Raw genomic sequence first — 20,238 nt, 5'->3', positions numbered from 1 at the left:
TTAACGTAAGAAACCAGTTAACGGTGATGAAGCGTTAGCCCTTTGTGAAACAGATCCTAGGCCTGCTAAGTAAGCTTTTCTTCCGGCGATGACAGCTAGGTTAAATGCTTCTGCCATACTGATCGGATCATCAGCTGTAGCAATCGCTGTGTTCACAAGAACAGCATCTGCTCCCATTTCCATCGCCTCTGCTGCTTCAGATGGTCTTCCGATACCGGCATCAACAATGATTGGCAGCGTCTTTTCCTCTATTAAAATCCGAATCATTTCCTTCATACGGATACCCCTGTTTGAACCAATCGGTGAACCAAGCGGCATAATAGCCGCTGCGCCGGCATCCGCCAGTTTTTTCGCTGCCATCAAATCCGGGTTCATATAAGGAAGGACAACAAATCCTTCATTGGCGAGTATATCCGTAGCCCGAATCGTTTCTTCATTATCCGGCAATAAATATTTTTGATCGGAAATTACTTCGATTTTAATCCAGTTGCCCATCCCGGCTGCTCTCGCCAATCTCGCAATTCTCACTGCTTCTTCGGCATTTCTCGCCCCTGATGTATTTGGCATAATAATCATATTCGGCGGAATGTCTTCTAAAATGTTTTCATGACCAGCCTCCAAGTCTACCCGTCGGACGGCTACTGTGACCACCTCTGATCCTGACTGTGCAAAAGCTTGTTTCATCACGGAATGATCCGCAAATTTCCCTGTACCTGTAAAAAGACGATTCGTTAATTTCGTTTGACCAATCATTAATTCATCCATCATAATTCCTCCTTTTTACAATGAAAAAGAGCCTACCACAGTGGCAGGCTCTTTTATGTATATTAAATAACATAAAATGCAAGCTTCCCTCCGTTGGTACTAACCAAATCAGGTTCAAGAGTTGGATAATGTTTATCCTCTCAGCCTTAAAGGCACCCCTAGCTAACTTTCTTTTATTTAATTATCTCTATTATACTCTGAATTTTCTAAATTGTTAAGTTTTTTGTCTAATTTTAATAGATCTCTAATTTCTGTGAGCAATTCTTCCTCTTTTGATAGTGAAGGCGGTGTTTCTTCCGCTTTTTCCTGATGGTACAGTTTGTTAAACAGCTTAACGAATAAGAAAATAGAAAAAGATATAATAAGAAAATCAACAATCGTTTGCAGGAAGTTGCCATATTTAACGACAGCTCCTCCAAAATGAAACGCTAAATTTGAAAAATCAACTCCCCCGATCAGCAAACCGATCAAAGGCATAATCATATCGTTTACAAGTGAAGTAACAATCTTACCAAAAGCTGCTCCAATAATAACCCCAACGGCTAAATCAATGACATTGCCCCGCATAGCAAACTTCTTAAACTCTTGAAACACAGCCATTACATTCCTTTCCATTATCTTTGCTTTCTAACTATAACAAAAGCATAGTAAACTGTCCTTCTTTTATTACATATTTTATTAAAGTTTCTAGGATACTACTTTGAATTTTGCACATAATGAATTAAAAATAAAAATACGTGGCAACCAGCCACATATTTTTATTTTTTATACAGTCAATATTTCTTTTTTATTCTTCCGATCTAATTACTTTCCAAACGGCTGTTATTTCTCCGCTCTCCTTCTCATCCAAAACGAATGACCCGTTCGAATAACGATCACTCGGTTTTAACGTAGAAAAATCGAAGAGTTCCCTCTTTCCCTTCTTTGTTTGCAGTACGACCGATTCCCCTCGTTCAATCGTCGTTAATTGAACGACGCGATGAGGATTTCCTTTCAATTCCCGCAGCATAAGGACACCCCTTGATGCCCGTGATACCGGCTCAAATTCAGTTGACTTCATTTTCTTTACGGCTCCGCGCTGTGTAGTGAGCAGCAAATCTTTTTCTTCATTTGATTCCCACACTTCTACACCGACCAAATAATCACCGTCTTTTACGTTCATTCCTTTTACTCCTGCTGCACGCGGTCCTACGATACTTGCCTCATCCTCGGAAAATAAGAGTCCGTAACCGAAAAATGTCGACAAGAACACTTGTTTTTTTCCGTTCGTTAAATGAACTCCAACTACTTCGTCATCATCTTTTAGCCTAATAGCTGTTAACGCTCGTGAATAGCGCTGCACTTTGTAAGAAGATAATTCTGTTCGCTTAATTGTGCCATTTTTCGTAGCAAATAATAAATAGGACGGTTCCTGAAAATCTTTAATAGCAAAAGCAGCGATAATGAACTCTTCTTTTTCGATAGAAACAAGACTGGCCACATGCTGGCCAAGATCTTTCCAGCGAATATCAGGCAGTTCATGAACAGGCAAATACAAATAGTTTCCTTTATTCGTAAAGATGAGTAAAACATCGGTTGTATTTACTTCTTGTTTATAGAGGAGATAATCTGTTTCCTTCATCGCCAAGTCTTTTCCGCCTGATGCGGAATAGGAACGCAGGCTTGTCCGTTTAATGTAGCCGTCTCTTGTCACAGTCACGATCACGTCTTCATTTGGAATTAATACTTCAAGACTGACTTTTATTTCTTCAATTTCTTTTTCAATGACTGTCCGCCGCTCGTCATTGTATTTTCTCTTCATCTCTTTTAATTCTTTTTTGATGACAGTTGTCAGTTTCTTTTCACTCGCTAAAATGGCAGTCAGCTGCTCGATTTCAGCTGCCAGTTCTCCAGCCTCTTTCTGTAAAGCTGTAATGTCTGTGTTCGTCAGCCGGTACAATTGCAAGCTGACGATCGCTTCTGCCTGCGCTTCTGTAAAATCAAAAGCAGCCATTAAATTATTTTTGGCATCCTTCTTATCTTTCGATGCCCTAATGGCCGCAATGACTTCATCAAGTATTGACAGTGCTTTGATCAATCCCTCGACAATGTGCTGCCGGGCCTGCGCTTTCGCTAAATCGTATTCCGAGCGCTTCGTAACGACTTCTTTCTGGTGACTTATGTAGGCATCTAATAGTTCGGCCAAGCCCATTAATACAGGCCGCTGATTATGAATAGCAACCATATTAAAACTATAACTGATCTGCAAATCACTTGCTTTGTATAAATAATTTAATATTCCTTTCGCATCGCCATCTTTTTTTAATTCAATGACGATCCGCAGGCCGGTACGGTCGGTTTCATCCCTTACTTCCGCGATGCCTTCCACTTTCCGGTCAATTCTGAAATCATCTATTTTTTTGACGAGATTTGCTTTGTTCACATCGTATGGGATTTCTGTAATAACAATTTGCTTCTTTCCGCCCCTAATTTCTTCAATGTCCGCTTTTCCGCGTACAATCACTTTTCCTTTTCCGGTCTTATACGCTTTTTCAATGCCATCGACACCTTGGATAATCCCGCCCGTTGGAAAATCCGGCCCTTTTATCACTGTCATTAAATCGGCTACCGTACATGCAGGACGTTCCATCCTCATAATGACCGCATCAATCACTTCGCCCAGCTGATGCGGGGGAATGTCAGTAGCGTACCCGGCAGAAATTCCCGTTGAGCCATTCACTAATAGGTTAGGGAAACGCGCCGGCAAAACAGTCGGCTCTTCTGTCGTATCATCAAAATTCGGGATAAAATCGACGGTCCGTTTTTCAATATCTTTTAACAGCTCTCCAGAAATAGCGGAAAGCCTCGCCTCTGTGTAACGCATAGCAGCCGGCGGATCACCGTCAACAGAGCCGTTATTGCCGTGCATTTCCACGAGCAGCTGGCGGAGCTTCCACTCCTGACTCATTCGCACCATCGCATCATAAACAGATGAATCGCCGTGTGGATGAAAATTGCCGATCACGTTTCCGACCGTTTTGGCCGATTTCCGAAACCCTTTTTCATGCGTATTGCCTTCTGTATACATCGCATATAAAATCCGGCGCTGAACCGGCTTTAAACCATCGCGGGCATCAGGCAGTGCCCGTTCTTGGATAATATATTTACTATAGCGGCCAAACCGGTCGCCTAATACATCTTCAAGGGGCAGATCTTGAAACACTTCTTTTTGCATCTAGTTATTCCTCCTCGCCGACTGAAAGGTTTTCATTTTCTAATATGTTGCTGTCGTCTTCCAGTCCAAACGCGACATTCGATTCAATCCATTTGCGGCGCGGTTCGACCTTATCGCCCATTAATGTCGTCACACGGCGCTCTGCACGGGCCGCATCATCGATCAATACACGAATAAGCGTTCTTGATTCAGGGCTCATCGTCGTTTCCCACAGCTGGTCGGCATTCATTTCACCGAGACCTTTATAACGCTGCAGCATACACCCTTTTCCTACTTTCTTCATCGTTTCTGCCAGTTCATCATCTGTCCAGGCATATTCAATAATTTCTTTTTTGCCGCTGCCTTTGCTCACTTTGTAGAGCGGCGGCAAGGCAATATATACTTTTCCCGCCTCAATTAGCGGCTTCATGTAACGGTAGAAGAAAGTAAGCAGCAGAACTTGAATGTGTGCGCCGTCTGTATCAGCATCTGTCATAATGATGATTTTGTCATAATTGGCATCATCCACATTAAAATCCGGCCCTGCTCCCGCACCAATGGCATGAATAATGGTGTTAATTTCCTCATTTTTAAAGATATCTGCCAATTTCGCTTTTTCCGTGTTAATGACTTTTCCTCGAAGCGGAAGAACAGCTTGAAAGCGCCGGTCACGTCCTTGTTTAGCCGAGCCTCCGGCGGAATCTCCCTCTACTAAGTACAGTTCATTTTTTTGCGGATTGCGCGACTGCGCCGGAGTCAGTTTACCAGACAGCAATCCGTCATTTTTCTTACGTTTTTTGCCGCTGCGGGCATCTTCCCGGGCTTTTCTCGCTGCCTCTCTCGCTTGAGCCGCTTTAATCGCTTTTTTGATTAACAGCGTACTTGTCTCGGCATTTTCCTCGAGAAAATAAGACAGCTGAGCAGAAACCACACTGTCCACAGCTGAACGGGCTTCACTCGTCCCCAGCTTCCCTTTTGTCTGCCCTTCAAATTGCAGCAGCTCTTCTGGAATACGTACCGAGACAATGGCCGCCAACCCTTCACGAATATCAGGCCCCTCCAGATTTTTATCTTTTTCTTTCAACAGATTCACTTTGCGGGCATATTCATTGAAGACTCTTGTCATGGCAGAACGGGCACCAGCTTCATGTGTCCCTCCGTCTTTCGTCCGGACATTATTAACAAACGACAAGATCGTTTCTGAATACCCATCGTTAAACTGAAAGGCAAAATCTACTTCAATGTCGTTTTGTTCTCCGGCAAAAGAAACGACTTGGTGCAGCGTGTCTTTTTCTTCGTTTAAATATTTAACAAATTCTTCGATGCCTTTTTCGTAGTGAAACACTTCTTCTATTTTATGACGTTCATCTTTCAGCGTAATTTTCATGCCTTTCAGCAAAAAAGCTGATTCTCTTAATCGTTCACTGAGTGTATCAAAATTATAATTAATAGTACTGAAAATAGCTGGATCGGGCTTAAAATGAATCGTTGTACCTGTTTTCTTCGTCGCGCCTTTTTTTTCAAGCGTCGTCACTGGGATTCCACCATTTTCGAAGCGCTGCTCATACATAAAACCATCCCGATGAATCGTAACGACGAGCCATTCGGACAAAGCATTGACAACTGACGCACCAACCCCGTGAAGCCCGCCGCTCGTTTTATATCCGCCTTGTCCAAACTTTCCACCGGCATGAAGAACCGTTAAAATCACCTCAGTCGTTGGTTTTCCCATTTTATGCATTCCCACAGGCATGCCACGGCCAAAATCCTGCACGCTGACCGATTGATCCTTATGGATCATTACTTTAATTTCATTTCCATAGCCTGCGAGTGCTTCATCTACGGAATTATCAACGATTTCATATACTAAATGATGCAGTCCTCGTGTATCGGTTGACCCGATATACATTCCCGGCCGCTTTCTAACTGCCTCCAGTCCCTCTAGCACCTGAATGGCATCATCATTATAATCAAATGTCATTTCTTTTTTTGCCACAAAAATACTCCTTTCAGCCTTTCACAATGAACAAACAAACGTTCGTACATTCATTATATCATAAAAATAACAACGCTTCATCAAATAACCATCGTTCGATAGAATTCCGTTCTTTTCTTTTTGCTCTACTTTATTGTATGGTCACCATATCATTTATGCAAATTAAGCCACAGCAAAAAACAAGCGGAACTGAAGTGAACCCCTTGCTTTTTTGCTGATGATCGATTTATTTAGTTAACGCGTGTTCCACTTTAATGCATCGATCCATAATCACTGTTTTGCCTTTTCCCTTTAAATATTCGTACGCTTCTTCATTGGCCACGCCGAGCTGCGCCCAAAAAACACCGCAATCCATCTCAGCAAACTCTCTAGCGATCTCCGGCAAAAACTCAGAGCGGCGGAATACGTTGACGATGTCGACCGGCTCGTGAATATCTTTGAGGGAAGCAGCTGCTTTTTCTCCAAGTACTTCATCCACTGTTGGGTTGACGGGAATAATTCTGTATCCTGCTTTCTGCATCGCTTCTGAAACCATATAGCTCGTCCGGCTCGGATTGTCGCTTAGTCCGACTACAGCAATCGTCTTTGCCTTCTTCAACAATTCTCCTATTTCTTCTCTCGTTGGATTTGTAATCATAGATACCCTTCCTCCTTACTTTATTAGTTCGCCTTTATCCTATCATTCCCCTTTTTTCTGAGTGCGCACACGTAAAAATTGCTCGACACAAATGGCAATCATTGTACCAAAAATCAGTCCATTATTTAAAATGGACGCGGCAGCGGCCGGAAAATCAATAAAGGCAGCAGCAGGTACAAACATCACGCCCACTCCGGCTAAAAGAGCAATACCTGCGACTATCCGGGCACGACCCTGGCTTTTTTCCTTCTCCATTTCCGCAAAAGCAAAACCAGCCATGCGTGAAAAAATAACAAAGGTGACAGCATATCCGACAGGAGACGGCAAAGAGGAGAGCACATTCATAATCGGCGGAAATACACTCATTCCGACAATGAACAGCGAACCTGTCAAAAATGGCTTAATAGAGACATTTCCAGTCTGAGCTACAAACCCCGCTGCCCCGGCAATAGGAACGGAACCAATAGCTGAAAAACCTCCTCCAAGCATTTGATTGATACCTGCGGCTATACCAGCACTGCGGTAACTTCCTTTTTTATTGCCGCCATTTAAACGGCCAATTACCTCTTCCATCACCCTAATCGAAGCAATCATATTAGCGGTTAACAGAAGAGTGATAAAGGCCGCCGTTACAATGGTACCGGAGTCAAGCAGCGGCGGCCCAAAAACGAACAAGTTTGGAAAGTGAAATATTCGATCTCCTGATATCGCGGGAAATGAGGCCTCGCCAATGATGGAAAAAAACAGCCATCCAAAGCCTAATGAAATGATCACCGAGTACTGCCGCACCCATTGGATGCGGTGAGCAGAAAGGTAAAACGCAGCGACAAGGGTAACTGCACTGCCTGCCATTACAAGCGGCCGAACGGTCCCCTCTTCATTCGGCAAACCGAGCATTCCGTTCAAAAACGAACCGCTCAGCTGCAAAATCAGCAGCAGTAAATAAATAAATGTTACTGTCGGTGTAAACAGTCTGGCCATTTTCTCCAGCCAGCCGCCGGCAGCGAGTAAAATAAAAAATACCCCTGAGACAATCATCCCGCCTTCTAAACTTTGCAGCACTTGTTCGGTTGATGAATAGATCGTTCCTGTAAATCCTGCATAAATCGCAAAAACTCCCCACCAAAGCCCTGCTGGACCCTCATTAATAGGCAGGCGGTGCCCGATCAACGCCTGAATGATACCGGAAAGACCAAGAACAAACATTGTCCGCTGCACAAATTCAGCCGTATCTGCTGCCGATAAATGAAATAAACCAGCAATAGCAATCGGAGCGACAAGTGAACTTGCCAGCATGAAAAACATCCATTGTACAGCACTAAAAAACAATTTCATCCCTTCACCCATTTCCTTCTAAAAGTGGCTGATATTATCCATTGAGAGTACGCTAATTTTTTCATTCAAGCAACGGAAAAGTTCCCTTTTCTCCGTTATCCCATGTTAAAATAAGAATCAGTATCAAAAGCATTCATACCTATTATTTTGGCTTTGTTAAAATGTTAAAGAATGAATAAAAGGGGCACGATTATGATTATTGCAGTTATTATTTTATTAGCCTATTTACTCGGGTCGATCCCTTCTGGCTTAATTGTCGGCAAATGTTTTTTCGGCATTGATATCCGCGAACATGGCAGCGGAAACCTTGGTGCAACGAATTCTTTTCGTACACTTGGAGTAAAGGCAGGCATTGTCGTTACTCTCGCTGATATTTTAAAGGGAACAGCGGCGACACTGCTGCCTCTATGGCTTAGTCCAGATCTTGATCCGCTTATTGCTGGTGTAGCAGCCGTTATCGGTCACATGTTCCCTGTATTTGCTGGTTTCAAAGGAGGAAAAGCAGTAGCGACTTCTGGCGGTGTCCTGCTTGGTGTGCAGCCGGTGATGTTTCTTGTTATTCTGCTTAGCTTTTTTATTTCCCTCTATTTAACTAAATATGTTTCCTTATCATCCATGATTGTCGCTGTTGTTGCCGTAACATACGCGATCATTCTTGGCAGCCTGCCGCTGATCATTGTTGTAGGTATTTTAGCTTTTTTCGTTATTTATCGGCATCGTTCCAATATTTCCCGTATCAAGAATAAAACGGAGCCAAAAATTACATGGATGTAAAACAGATGCTTGACTTTATTGGTCAAGCATCTGTTTTTGTCCTTTCCCTTTTCCGTGATACACTTAGAAACAGCGGAGGTGAATGAAGCATGAACATTCAATTAGATCCAAGGGTTCTTATCTGGTTTAAAGATGAAATGAATGTAAGTTCGGGGCACTACATCCGCTTTTTTGTTCGATATGGCGGCTCGAGTCCTCTCCATCAAGGTTTCTCACTCGGCGTGAGTAAAGACGAACCTATTGAAATAGGAACAAAAATCGAAGCAGATGGCGCTGTTTATTTTATCGAACAAAGTGATCTCTGGTACTTCGATAATCATGATTTATATGTTAAATATAATGAAAAACTAGACGAGCCAGAATACGAATATATAAAACAATCGTAATAAAAAGCGAAAAGGTGTATGCCCCTTTTCGCTTTTTATCATTTCACTTTGTTACACCTGTCTGTTGATTTCCGCTGCAGGCACTTCAGTCAACAAAGCAGTCAGATCAATAATAGTCATGAACATATCCTATAAGTTAAATCTTTCAATATGGCTGTACAGCCCTTCTTTTTGCAAAATTTCTTTCTGTCGGTCTCCAAGAAGATCAAAGTGTGAATAGCCGTCTTCTCTACGGTCAATCCACTCTTTTCTCAGTCCATATTCCGCTCCCCACCGAGCGAGTTTTTCTAAGTCCCGGCATCCTGCTTTTGTAACGGTGCGGCAATGAGGAAACCTTTCATCAACCCAGTAATGCGTTAAAAAGGCAATATTCCCTGCGTCGATTTGCTGCTTCCACTCTTTTAATTCCTGTCTATGTATGCCAAATGCCATTCTCTTCTCCCGCCTAGATCATGCTTGTTTCTTATTTTCTTCGTATACTTTGTGCCATTCTGGAAACACCCGTTTCATCGACACCGGCCGAAACGTATCTTTTTTAACGATCGTATGAGAAGTCTTGCCTTTCAAACATACTTCCCCTTCTTTATTTTTAATTTCATAGCCGTATACTGTTCGGACTCCATTATATTCTTCAATCCATGAATACACCCAGGCAGTATCTCCGTAACGAAAGGGCTTCTTATAAGAAAGCTGTATATCCAGCACCGGAGAGACATACCCTTCTTTCTCCATATCTGCATAATGAAAGCCTAAATCCTCAATTAACTGTGTGCGGCCAAGTTCAAGCCAAACGACATATTGGCCGTGATAGACAACCTGCATCGCATCTGTTTCTGCATAACGCACTTGTACTTCTTTTTCTGAAACGAGCATCTATCCAATCTCCCTTATCTCTTTTTTGGAAGCTATTTATCCTGATTTATACAGTATAGCTCACTCTAATTATAAAAGAAAGAACGTTAAAACAGCGATCAATTAGGGTATGAATAACGAACATACTCATTTTACAGGAGGGGTATTCGTGAAACAGTACATCCAAAGTAAAAAACAAGAAATGATCGATCTTTTAGAATCTATCGTCAATATTGACAGCAGCTCTTACGATAAAGAAGGCGTAGATCGTGTCGGCGCCTTGTTAAAGGAACAATTCGAAGAAATAGATATGCATGTGAAAATACACCGGCAAGTGAATGTAGGCAACCACTTGGAAATTAAAGCGAAACAGGACAGTACTCCTAAAATCTTGATCATCGCCCATATGGATACGGTATTTCCAAAAGGAGAAGCAAAAAAGCGCCCTTTTTCTATTATTGGCGATAAAGCATATGGGCCGGGTGTAAATGACGAAAAAGCAAGCCATGTTCAAGCACTTTATGCGATGAAAGCCTTACAGGCAAGCGGCTCCCCGGCTATTAACAATGTCCATATTATTTTTAACAGCGATGAAGAGATCGGCTCGGTTTCATCAAAAGCTTTAATCGACGAAGCAGCAGCTGACAAAGAGTACAGCCTTGTCCTCGAATGCGGACGGCCAAATGATGGCGTCGTAACAGAAAGAAAAGGCGTCGGTCATTTCAAGATACATGTACAGGGAAAAAGCGCCCACGCAGGAGTAGAACCAGAGATCGGGATCAGTGCGATTGAGGAGCTGGCTCATAAAATCATCCGTCTGCAGCAGCTGAACGATTATGATCAGGGATTGACCGTAAATGTCGGTTTAATCAGAGGCGGACTTTCCGTTAACACTGTCGCCCCACAGGCGGAAGCGGAAATTGATGTTCGGGTCAAAAACAAAGAACAGGCCATGAACCTGACGAAAGCCATTCATGAAATTGCTGCAGAAGAAACAGTTGATGGCACGAGAACAGAACTGACTGGCAGCATTGGCCGGCCTCCGATGGAACGAACCGATGCATCGGAAGAATTGTTTCAGCGTGTGCGGTCTATAGGAAAAGAGCTTGGTTTTAACATCCACGAAGTGAGTACGGGAGGAGGATCGGATGCGTCCTACACAGCAGCCAAAGGCATTCCCACTATTGACGGCCTCGGTCCAATCGGTGAATTCTCGCATAGTGAAACCGAGGAATATACCGATTTACCTTCTTTCATCAATCGAACGATACTACTTGCCAAAATCATTGAACAACTTTCTGAATAATTTATAAAAATTCGAGGTGAAGAACATGGATATAAAAACCATTATGAACAATCAGAAAAGAGAAAATGGAAACCAGCGCGCATGGGGAAATGCCGGTATGACAGCAAGCGCTACGGAGGAATCCTCTTCTATTGGAGCCCGTATATTAAAAGCCGGCGGCAATGCGATGGACGCACTTGCTGCTATGCAATTTGCGCTGGCCGTCTCCGAACCATTTAACACAGGTCTCGGTTCAAGTGGATTCATTATGTATTATGATGCTAAAAAACAAGAAGTGAAAGTGATTCAGGGACATTCAAAAGCGCCAAAGAATGCTAAAAAAAATGTATTCATAGACGAGAAACAAGACATTATTCCTTTCTTAGAGCGCTCAACACCTGGTACCGCTGTGGCCATCCCCGGCATCTTAAAAGCGTTCGATCAAGCCATCAAGCTTTACGGAAGTAAGACATGGGGAGAATTAATTGAACCTGCTATTCAGTTGTCACAAAAAGGGATAAAAGTAAATAAAACATGGGTATCGGGCATTGAACGATTTGGCAATCGGCTCGGAGACGAAGGAAGATCCTTTTTCTTTCCGGACGGCGTTCCTTTAACAGAAGGAGAGATAGTCGTTAACGCAGACTTAACGGATACTCTAAAAGAACTGCAAACAAACGGCGCAGATTCTTTTTATGGAGGAAGGCTTGGTAAAGAAATAGTAAAGGAAGTGAAAAAACTACATGGCTGTTTAGAACTAGAGGATCTTGCCGTCTATGAAGCAGAAGTAAAAACACCTCTTCAAGCATCTTACAAAGGCTTCGATGTAATAGTTCCAAGTCCGCCAAACGGGGGCGGCTTCTCTCTTCTTTATATGCTGAAACTGCTGGAAAAAATGAATATTGGTCAATATCATGTTCATTCATGGGAAAAATATTATTTAATTGCTGAAACCTTACGAATCATGGCAGCCGACAAACTATCCTTTATGAGTGATCCTAGCTTTTATGACGTTCCTATTGAAGGCCTTCTTCATCCCGACTACTTAGAGGAACGCAGTAAATTGTATAACTTCAAATTTCGCAATGACCAAGTGACGGCCGGCAACCCTTGGAGATTTGTAGAAAACATGAAACCGAGCGGCTTACAAGCACAGCTTTTTGACATCGGTTCAGAAACGACCCACTTTATCGCTGTAGACAAAGATGGAAATATCGCAGCCTGTACCTCTTCATTAGAACATACTTTCGGTTCAGGAATCATGGTTCCAGGATGCGGTTTTTTGTTAAACAATGATATGACAGATTTTGATCCTTCTCTTGAAGGCATTAACAGTGTAGAACCAAATAAATACCCTGTCAGCATGAAAACCCCAACCATCATCTTTAAAGATGGAAAACCATTTTTGACGCTCGGCTCACCCGGGGGCCCGACTATCGTCGCATCTGTACTGCAAACGATCATTCATGTCATTGATTATGAAATGGATTTAAAAGACGCTATAGAAGAACCCCGTATTTTTAATAGTACAGGACCATTAATCTGGTGGGAAGAAGGAGTACCTCATGATGCCAGACAGGCATTAAAAAAGATGAATTATCAATTCGATAAAATTGCTCTTCCGATGGGAAACGTGCAGGCCGTCCTTTTTGATACACAATCTCATCAACTGTATGGAGCCAGTGATTCTTCAAGGCCAGGAATCCCTGTAGGCGTCAATCAATCTGAAAATTAACCAAAACAAAAAGCTGTTTCAATTAGCCTATTCATCTGTGTCAATCAAAACAGACGAAGAGAGTTGAAACAGCTTTTCCTATGTAGGTACTCCGTTACTTTGCTTCACGGAAGCGCCTCATCTCCAAACGTGCCTCTAACCTTTCTTCTATCACTTTCATGGCAATAGGATCTTCTAACAGCTCGCGTTTATTCTCCTTTACGAGTTCAGAAAATGACTTTCTTTGTATTTTTCTCATCTTACATTCCCTCCTTCCTTTAGGTCATTATAAGCATTGTTCCCTTATGAACAAGATTTTATACTAAATTTTCAAACAACTTTAACAATGAGTCGAATGTTCCACAACGTTCTTTCATTTTATTGTAGAAAACAACAACCATTCTCTACACAACAAAAGAGGCCAGCGATATGCCAGCCTCTTTTACACGTCCTTTATTTTGCTTCAATGTTTTGCAGTTTACCGCGAAGCACCATTTGCAGAATGCCTCCATTGCGGTAATAATCTACTTCTACGTCTGAATCAAAGCGGGCAAGAGCTTGGAATTCCTTCTTGCTGCCGTTTTCGTCTGTAGCTGTAACGGTTACGATGTCACGAGGTTTGACATTGTCATCTAAGTTTACTTCGATGACTTCTTTACCAGTCAATCCTAATGTTGTTGCATTCTCACCCATTTTAAACTGTAATGGAAGTACACCCATCATTACGAGGTTTGAACGGTGAATACGCTCGTAACTTTCAGCGATGACTGTTTTTACTCCAAGAAGATTTGTTCCTTTCGCTGCCCAGTCACGGGATGAACCCATTCCGTAATCTTTTCCAGCAAGAACGACAAGTCCTGTACCATCTTCTTGATACTTCATGCACGCATCATAAATTGCCATGACTTCGCCTGTTGGCCAGTAAGTCGTAAATCCTCCTTCTGTTCCAGGAGCGATTTGGTTACGAATACGGATATTAGCGAATGTTCCGCGCATCATTACTTCATGATTGCCTCGACGAGAACCGTAAGAGTTAAAGTCACGCGGTTCTACACCTTTTGAGCGCAAGTATTTGCCTGCAGGCGTGTCTTTACCGATAGCACCGGCAGGAGAAATGTGGTCTGTCGTTACGGAGTCACCGAATTTACCCATAACGCGCAAACCTCTAAGCGCTTCAATTTTCTCAGGAACTGCCGACAACCCTTGGAAGAATGGCGGGTTTTGAATATACGTTGAATCTGTATTCCAGCTGTAAAGAGCTTCGTTGCTCGTTTGAATTTGATTCCAGCGAGAGTTGCTGTCAAATACACGCTCGTATTCTTTACGGAACAATTCTGGTGTAACAGCGCGCTGTACAACTTCTTTTACTTCTTCTGTTTCTGGCCAGATATCTTTAAAGAAGACATCTTTGCCGTCTTTATCTTTACCGATTGGATCTTTTGCGAAATCGATGTTGACTGTACCGGCTAAAGCATAAGCAACAACTAATGGCGGTGAAGCAAGGTAGTTTGCTTTTACAAGCGGATGGATCCGGCCTTCAAAGTTACGGTTACCTGAAAGGACAGATGTCACTAAAAGATCCGCATCAACAATCGCTTTTTCGATTTCATCCTTCAATGGACCAGAGTTACCGATACATGTTGTACAACCGTACCCTACAAGATTAAAACCAATTTTCTCCATGTATCCTAATAATCCAGCATCACGAAGATAACCAGTTACAACCTTTGATCCAGGTGCCAATGATGTTTTTACATATTTCGGTACTTCTAATCCAAGTTCCACTGCTTTTTTCGCTACTAAACCAGCAGCAAGCAGCACGTACGGATTAGATGTATTCGTACAAGATGTGATGGCAGCGATCGCTACAGCGCCTGTTTTCATCTCAACAGATTCACCGTCAGCAAATTTAACTGTTGTTTCTTTATCTAATTCCTGTGAAGTTAATCCGAATCCTTGGTTGCCTTCCGGAGCACTGATCGCTTCTTGGAAAGACTTCTGCATGCTAGAAAGCGGAATTAAATCTTGCGGCCGTTTCGGACCAGATAAATTCGGCTCAATTTCAGCTAGATTTAATTCAACAACATCCGTGTAGACTGGATCTTCGTTGTCAGGAGTAAAGAACATACCGTTTTCTTTCAAGTATTGTTCAACGACTCTGATATGGCTTTCTTCACGGCCAGTTAAACGCATGTAGTCTAGTGACTCAGCATCAACCGGGAAGAATCCGCAAGTTGCCCCATATTCAGGTGCCATGTTGGCAATCGTTGCACGATCTGCAAGCGGCAGCTGAGATACACCAGGACCAAAGAACTCAACAAACTTGCCGACTACACCTTTTGCACGCAGCACTTGTGTCACTTTAAGCGCCAAGTCTGTTGCTGTCGCGCCGTTTGGAAGTTCGCCTATTAATTTCACACCGATTACCTCTGGAACTGGGAAATAAGAAGGCTGGCCAAGCATACCTGCTTCAGCTTCAATTCCGCCGACACCCCATCCAAGAACACCGATACCATTAATCATTGTTGTATGAGAGTCTGTTCCAACAAGCGTATCTGGGTAAGTTTCAAACTCGCCATTTGCCGTTTCGATCGCATGCACAACACTAGCTAAGTACTCAAGGTTTACTTGGTGAACGATCCCTGTTGCCGGTGGAACCGCACGATAGTTGTCAAACGCTTTCTGTGCCCAGCTTAAAAATTCGTAACGCTCAGCATTGCGTTCAAACTCAAGATCCATGTTTCTCTCAAGCGCTTCTGGAGTGCCATATGTGTCTACTTGTACAGAATGGTCAATAACAAGATCCACTGGAATTTCAGGGTTAATAACGTCTGGATTTCCGCCCATGTCCGCCATTGCTTTACGCAATGAAGCAAGATCCACTACAACCGGAACGCCTGTAAAGTCTTGTAAAATAACACGTGAAGGCTTAAATGGCACTTCAGCTTCACTTAAATCAGCAGCTCCCCATTTAGCTAAATTCTCCACATGGTCCTTTTTAATTACATAGTCGTCGTATTGACGCAATACCGATTCTAATAATACTTTGATCGAATATGGCAGGCGGGATACTTTCGCCACACCCGCTTCTTCTAAAGCTGCTAAACGATAGTAATTGTAGCGCTTACCATCAAGCTCAAAATTTGAACGGGCATTAAATACATCATTCTTTGCCATCCCGATTCCCCCTCTTTGTAATAAGTATGTAAGCATAGCTGAAAAGCTCAAAGATGGAATCCTCTGCTTTTCGTATAATTTCATGATAGTACAATGATTAACATAAGTAAATAACGATAATCAAATCAAGTTTGATAAGCTTCTCTTATTAATTTAAAATGAATTATTTAAAAAATGAGTCTTTTCTTTTTCCACGCAAAATATCGCCCATCCAGCCTTTTTTCAACAAATATACGTACAAAATAAGCGTCGTCAATCCAATGATTCCCCAAGAAAAGACATAACCAAATTTCCAATCAAGCTCCGGCATATTTCGAAAGTTCATTCCCCAAACAGCCCCCCATGCCGCCACTGGGGTAAACAAGGTAGTCAGTACTGTCAAGGTTTTCATAATTTCATTTCCCCGATGTGCTGATACTGTATTTTCCAGTTCCACCATAGCTGCAAGTTCTTTATCGTACTCATTCACTAACATTCGGGCTCGTTCCATACGTTTTCGGGCTCGTTGAAAATGAATTCCTTTCGAGATCTCACTGCCGAACGTTTCCTCTAAGCCATACTGAATTTCAAAAAGAGGAATAATTAAATTCTTCCATATTAAAAGCTCATGGCGGTTTTTTGTTGTTTCATCAAGAATATCTATATTGTTTTTTTCTTTAATCCGCCAAAGCAAATCCCTTAGACGAACTTCAAACGCATCAATCTTTCCGAGAAAATGCTGAATCAAATCGCCAATCATAACGATAAAACCTTCTATTGGGCAATCGGCCTTATTCATTTTCTTTTTCATTACATTCTCATCTACACCATCAAGCAGTGACAAATCTAATTGATCCGTGATTAAGCATGTTCTCATTAAATAAAAGTGAAATACATGCCTTTCTTCTTTTTCTTCTACATCCTGATAATAGACGAGTGATCCCCATATGGTTTCTTTTCCCTCTTCACTCGTATCCATTTGCAGGTGATTCGTTCTGTTTTCTTTCGCTGCCCTAGCCCACTTACCATATGAAGGATATTGTTTAGCAAATTCGGCTGCTCGGTCCATTTGCGTGTGGTTAAGTTCATGCCATGACCACTTGCCGCCATTAAAAGTATGCTCCAACTGTGCTCCTCCTATTACCTAGATTTCAACTATTGATCTACCCTTTATATAAGAAAGGAAACATACAGAAGCAGGATTGTTTTAAATTAATAAAACAAACAAAATGGGTGTTTTCATTGTCCTGTATCTGGGTAAGTATCCTATAAGAAGCTGCAGCGGCTTGCATAAGAAAGGAGCAACAGATTGCAGTTTTTAAGGAGGTATTTTACTATGTTTGGAAAAATGATGGAAAGTACTCCATACAGCAAAAGCGGAAGTCTCGGTTATATTCTTCTAGGAGCAGGAGCGGCTGCCTGGTGGCTTTCAAAAGAGGAGAATCGGGCTAAATTTGACCATTTTGTGCATACTGCAAAGAAGAAAATGAATAAAGAGGTCCAGCCTTCTAAAGAGGTATTTCCTGTCGAAAAAGCCGGTCATCCGCACCCTGAAGATATCGCTGATAACAAAATGGTCGATGAAGGAGCGCAGTTCGGGGTTCATTATTACAACGAAAAAGAGCAGCAGTAAAGGACGAACATGAAGTGATCCCATAAAGTTAGCCACATTATTTCATTAGGCTGCTCAGGCATGAGTACGGTATTCTACCGGGTTCATGCCTTTTAATTTTGCCTTATTCCGTTTGTGAAATATAGTTACTTATTAAACTCCATTTTCCAACTAAAATATTCATTATCCGGATTTTTTTCATATCGCAAATTAGCATCAAATTTATTGCCTTTTTTGCTTGTTAACCCCTTTACAGCTACCACTCCATTTTTCAAAAGAGTTTTTACCATCGTTTTAGTCGGTTTCTTCTTCATAGAAGCTAAGAACTTGTCGTTTTTCCAGATAACGAATTTACATCCGCTTTTCCAATTGCTGCAGCCGAAGCCCTTTTGCCCTTCAATGATTCCATGCCCGCACAGGGGACACTTTCCAAGTATTTCAGCTTGTTTCTTCTCTTTAGAGACTTCACTGATGACGACTTCCTGATCGCTTTTTATTTTTTCAACTGCCTTCGAAGTAAATTCAGAAATCGCATGCAGGAAAGATTCTTTTGTGAATTTTTGTTTTTCAATATCTGATAACGTTTTTTCTAATCGCCCCGTAAATTCTAAATCAAATAATTCCTTCACCGGGAACGTTTCTACTAGTTTTCTGCCGAGTTCAGTACATATTAAATTTTTATTTTGCATCGTAATGTAACCAATATCTTTTAATTTCTTGATGGTTTCGGCCCTTGTTGCAGGAGTTCCAATACTATAGCCGCTTAGAATGGAAGCAAGCATTTTCTCGCCTTCTTCACTTTCCTCGCTTCCGCTGCCTTTTCCACAGGTTTCCATCACCCTTAGCAATGTCTTTTCTATATGATTCTTAGGAGGCTTTGTCACATGAGACGATACATTTTGCTTTATTATATCCACATGCTCATTGATCGTAACGGCTGGTAACAGTGTATCTTTTGATTCAATTCTTTCAAGCTTTTTCCACCCAACAACCGTTTGCACTCTTCCTTTAGAAATAAACACACCTTTTACCTCGTTAACGTTCGCTTTAGTTGTGATTTTCGTTTCTTCATATTCCGCTATAGGCATAAACTGAATAATAAAGCGATTTCTAATGGCGGTATAAACGACCTCTTCGTCCTTAGTTAACGATTTAGGCACTAAATAAGTGGGGATAATGGCGCTATGGCTCTCAACCTTAGCATTATTAAATATTCGTTTCGTTTTCTGAAATTTAATCTCCTCTTCAAAAGGCAGTCCTTTTTTTAAGACATCCAGCACTTTAGCCGCCTTTCCGACAAGACTCTCTTCTAAAGCAACACTCGCTGTCCTAGGGTATGTGATCAATTTTTTCTCATAGAGAGACTGGGCTACTTTTAACACTTTGTCGGAAGTCCAGCCTTTATATTTACTTGTAATAAATCCTTGTAAATTCGAAAGGTTAAACAAATAAGGCGGGAACTCCTTTTTCCGTTCTACCTTCTTGTCAATAATTGTTCCGTTCTGATTGGTTAGAGCCTGTTCAATTAGTTCAAGAGGCTCTTTACTTTTAAATTTTTCCTGCCCCTCTTCAAAATAAGTCCCCTCGTACTCTTCGCCGCCTTTCGTTTTAAAGACAGCTGTTAACTTATAATAATCTTCCGGTACAAAATTTTCGATTTCCTTATCACGATCGTAAATAATTTTTAATGTTGGCAGCAAGACCCTTCCAATATTTAAAGCCTGGCCTCTTCCCTTTTGGTACTTTAATGTAGCGACTGAAGTTAAATTGATGCCAATCAGCCAGTCTGCCCACTGGCGGCTCAAGCCGGCATCTTGAAGAGGCTTCATCTCAATATTTGGTTTAATATTCTGAAGGCCCTTTAACACCTCTTCGGGTGTCCACTCGTTCAGCAATAATCTATATACTTTTTTCTGGGACTTAAGATTATAAATAATTGTGTCACCAATAATCTGGCCCTCGCGATCATAGTCACAGGCTGAAATCAGGGCTTCTACGTCATTTCGTTTGATTAAAGAATAAATAATTTTTAGCTGTTTTTTTGCTCCAAGGTCTTCTTTTTCCCTGTTACGCGGATCGCTTTTTACTTTGTAACGAAAACTGGATGGGATGAAAGGAAAATTTTCCATGCTCCATTTTTTCAACTTTTCATCATAATCTTTTGCGTCATAAAGCTGCAGTAAATGCCCAAAAGCCCAAGTAATGATATAGCCATTGCCCTCAAAATAACCATCTTTCTTCGTTTTTATTTTTAACGCGTCGGCAATGTTCTTAGCTACAGACGGCTTTTCTGCAATAATAACTTTCATTCTGTAAAACTCCCTAATCAATGTAATGGTAACTATTATATCTATTTCCTTCTATAGTTTAAAGAAATGATTCTTTAGATTTCTAAAGAGTGATGAAGATTCGGTTAGAAGGAGCAAGAAGAGTTTGAAAGTTACCCGTGTATAATGAAGTCTTAGATAAACCCTTCCCTAATATCTGCTATAAACTCATTATCCTCTAATAGTAACAATATCGCTAGCGTCAC

17 protein-coding genes and 1 riboswitch are annotated in these 20,238 nt (G+C 41.7%); of the genes, 5 read left to right on the top strand and 12 right to left on the bottom strand.

All coding sequences use genetic code 11. The features are described from left to right. The 6 genes from QYG89_RS05685 to QYG89_RS05660 form a co-directional block, all read right to left on the bottom strand. Positions 1 to 765: a thiazole synthase gene (locus tag QYG89_RS05685; protein WP_449727742.1), complete on the bottom strand. Its 765-nt coding sequence runs from the start codon at positions 763 to 765 to the stop codon at positions 1 to 3. A gap of 68 nt (positions 766 to 833) precedes the next feature. Next, a riboswitch (TPP riboswitch) is annotated at positions 834 to 935 on the bottom strand. 7 nt (positions 936 to 942) lie between these two features. Next, on the bottom strand, positions 943 to 1,359 hold the full coding sequence (gene mscL / locus QYG89_RS05680; RefSeq protein ID WP_404315656.1) for a large conductance mechanosensitive channel protein MscL: 417 nt from the start codon (positions 1,357 to 1,359) through the stop codon (positions 943 to 945). Positions 1,360 to 1,552: 193 nt separating this feature from the next. Then, complete coding sequence (gene parC / locus QYG89_RS05675) at positions 1,553 to 3,979, bottom strand: DNA topoisomerase IV subunit A (RefSeq protein WP_404315439.1); 2,427 nt, start codon at positions 3,977 to 3,979, stop codon at positions 1,553 to 1,555. Positions 3,980 to 3,983: 4 nt separating this feature from the next. Then, positions 3,984 to 5,939, bottom strand: a complete 1,956-nt coding sequence (gene parE, locus QYG89_RS05670) for a DNA topoisomerase IV subunit B (protein ID WP_404315654.1) — start codon at positions 5,937 to 5,939, stop codon at positions 3,984 to 3,986. Positions 5,940 to 6,180: 241 nt separating this feature from the next. Further along, entirely contained in the window at positions 6,181 to 6,591 is a 411-nt protein-coding gene (locus QYG89_RS05665) for a CoA-binding protein (protein WP_404315437.1), read from the bottom strand. Between the two features lie 42 nt (positions 6,592 to 6,633). Further along, positions 6,634 to 7,938, bottom strand: coding sequence for a purine/pyrimidine permease (locus tag QYG89_RS05660; RefSeq protein WP_404315435.1), 1,305 nt, complete (start codon positions 7,936 to 7,938; stop codon positions 6,634 to 6,636). 180 nt (positions 7,939 to 8,118) lie between these two features. On the opposite strand from QYG89_RS05660, the gene plsY reads away from it, so the two are divergent. Beyond that, entirely contained in the window at positions 8,119 to 8,700 is a 582-nt protein-coding gene (gene plsY / locus QYG89_RS05655) for a glycerol-3-phosphate 1-O-acyltransferase PlsY (RefSeq protein WP_404315433.1), read from the top strand. Between the two features lie 89 nt (positions 8,701 to 8,789). Continuing rightward, positions 8,790 to 9,086, top strand: a complete 297-nt coding sequence (locus QYG89_RS05650; protein WP_404315431.1) for a HesB/YadR/YfhF family protein — start codon at positions 8,790 to 8,792, stop codon at positions 9,084 to 9,086. A 129-nt stretch (positions 9,087 to 9,215) separates the two neighbouring features. Here the strand turns inward: QYG89_RS05650 and QYG89_RS05645 are convergent, their stop codons facing one another. Continuing rightward, a complete protein-coding gene (locus tag QYG89_RS05645) occupies positions 9,216 to 9,518 on the bottom strand; it encodes a hypothetical protein (RefSeq protein WP_404315429.1) in 303 nt (100 codons plus the stop codon). Positions 9,519 to 9,536: 18 nt separating this feature from the next. Then, a complete protein-coding gene (locus QYG89_RS05640; protein WP_404315427.1) occupies positions 9,537 to 9,959 on the bottom strand; it encodes an acyl-CoA thioesterase in 423 nt (140 codons plus the stop codon). Positions 9,960 to 10,107: 148 nt separating this feature from the next. Here QYG89_RS05640 and QYG89_RS05635 point away from each other — a divergent pair, with 148 nt between their 5' ends. Together QYG89_RS05635 and ggt are read left to right on the top strand one after the other, a co-directional pair. Then, positions 10,108 to 11,244, top strand: coding sequence for a M20 family metallopeptidase (locus QYG89_RS05635; RefSeq protein WP_404315425.1), 1,137 nt, complete (start codon positions 10,108 to 10,110; stop codon positions 11,242 to 11,244). 25 nt (positions 11,245 to 11,269) lie between these two features. After that, positions 11,270 to 12,958: a gamma-glutamyltransferase gene (gene ggt / locus QYG89_RS05630; RefSeq protein ID WP_404315423.1), complete on the top strand. Its 1,689-nt coding sequence runs from the start codon at positions 11,270 to 11,272 to the stop codon at positions 12,956 to 12,958. Positions 12,959 to 13,052: 94 nt separating this feature from the next. On the opposite strand, the gene QYG89_RS05625 is transcribed toward ggt, so the two are convergent. The 3 genes from QYG89_RS05625 to QYG89_RS05615 all read right to left on the bottom strand — a co-directional run bounded on the left by QYG89_RS05625 (position 13,053) and on the right by QYG89_RS05615 (position 17,219). Then, positions 13,053 to 13,196 carry an FbpB family small basic protein gene (locus QYG89_RS05625; RefSeq protein ID WP_404315421.1) on the bottom strand — a complete coding sequence of 48 codons (144 nt, stop codon included), beginning with the start codon at positions 13,194 to 13,196 and terminating at the stop codon, positions 13,053 to 13,055. A 194-nt stretch (positions 13,197 to 13,390) separates the two neighbouring features. Continuing rightward, positions 13,391 to 16,114 (bottom strand): aconitate hydratase AcnA, encoded by a 2,724-nt coding sequence (gene acnA, locus QYG89_RS05620; protein WP_404315419.1) that lies wholly within the window; start codon positions 16,112 to 16,114, stop codon positions 13,391 to 13,393. A 163-nt stretch (positions 16,115 to 16,277) separates the two neighbouring features. After that, positions 16,278 to 17,219 (bottom strand): magnesium transporter CorA family protein, encoded by a 942-nt coding sequence (locus QYG89_RS05615; protein WP_404315417.1) that lies wholly within the window; start codon positions 17,217 to 17,219, stop codon positions 16,278 to 16,280. A gap of 210 nt (positions 17,220 to 17,429) precedes the next feature. Here QYG89_RS05615 and QYG89_RS05610 point away from each other — a divergent pair, with 210 nt between their 5' ends. Then, complete coding sequence (locus tag QYG89_RS05610; protein ID WP_404315415.1) at positions 17,430 to 17,726, top strand: hypothetical protein; 297 nt, start codon at positions 17,430 to 17,432, stop codon at positions 17,724 to 17,726. A gap of 125 nt (positions 17,727 to 17,851) precedes the next feature. Here the strand turns inward: QYG89_RS05610 and QYG89_RS05605 are convergent, their stop codons facing one another. Next, a complete protein-coding gene (locus tag QYG89_RS05605) occupies positions 17,852 to 20,014 on the bottom strand; it encodes a type IA DNA topoisomerase (RefSeq protein WP_404315413.1) in 2,163 nt (720 codons plus the stop codon). Positions 20,015 to 20,238 lie beyond the last annotated feature (224 nt).

It is taken from the genome of Bacillus lumedeiriae (assembly GCF_044891285.1).
Taxonomy (GTDB): Bacteria; Bacillota; Bacilli; order Bacillales; family Domibacillaceae; genus Pseudobacillus; species Pseudobacillus lumedeiriae.
This window is presented reverse-complemented; position numbering and strand designations above follow the sequence as displayed.

Excerpts from the sequence above, each read along its gene's own strand:
- QYG89_RS05685 (WP_449727742.1), bottom strand. The coding sequence starts at position 765 with ATGGATGAATTAATGATTGGTCAAACGAAATTAACGAATCGTCTTTTT.
- parC (WP_404315439.1), bottom strand. The coding sequence starts at position 3,979 with ATGCAAAAAGAAGTGTTTCAAGATCTGCCCCTTGAAGATGTATTAGGC.
- parE (WP_404315654.1), bottom strand. The coding sequence starts at position 5,939 with ATGACATTTGATTATAATGATGATGCCATTCAGGTGCTAGAGGGACTG.
- QYG89_RS05665 (WP_404315437.1), bottom strand. The coding sequence starts at position 6,591 with ATGATTACAAATCCAACGAGAGAAGAAATAGGAGAATTGTTGAAGAAG.
- QYG89_RS05660 (WP_404315435.1), bottom strand. The coding sequence starts at position 7,938 with ATGGGTGAAGGGATGAAATTGTTTTTTAGTGCTGTACAATGGATGTTT.
- plsY (WP_404315433.1), top strand. The coding sequence starts at position 8,119 with ATGATTATTGCAGTTATTATTTTATTAGCCTATTTACTCGGGTCGATC.
- QYG89_RS05650 (WP_404315431.1), top strand. The coding sequence starts at position 8,790 with ATGAACATTCAATTAGATCCAAGGGTTCTTATCTGGTTTAAAGATGAA.
- QYG89_RS05645 (WP_404315429.1), bottom strand. The coding sequence starts at position 9,518 with ATGGCATTTGGCATACATAGACAGGAATTAAAAGAGTGGAAGCAGCAA.
- QYG89_RS05640 (WP_404315427.1), bottom strand. The coding sequence starts at position 9,959 with ATGCTCGTTTCAGAAAAAGAAGTACAAGTGCGTTATGCAGAAACAGAT.
- ggt (WP_404315423.1), top strand. The coding sequence starts at position 11,270 with ATGGATATAAAAACCATTATGAACAATCAGAAAAGAGAAAATGGAAAC.
- QYG89_RS05625 (WP_404315421.1), bottom strand. The coding sequence starts at position 13,196 with ATGAGAAAAATACAAAGAAAGTCATTTTCTGAACTCGTAAAGGAGAAT.
- acnA (WP_404315419.1), bottom strand. The coding sequence starts at position 16,114 with ATGGCAAAGAATGATGTATTTAATGCCCGTTCAAATTTTGAGCTTGAT.
- QYG89_RS05610 (WP_404315415.1), top strand. The coding sequence starts at position 17,430 with ATGTTTGGAAAAATGATGGAAAGTACTCCATACAGCAAAAGCGGAAGT.
- QYG89_RS05605 (WP_404315413.1), bottom strand. The coding sequence starts at position 20,014 with ATGAAAGTTATTATTGCAGAAAAGCCGTCTGTAGCTAAGAACATTGCC.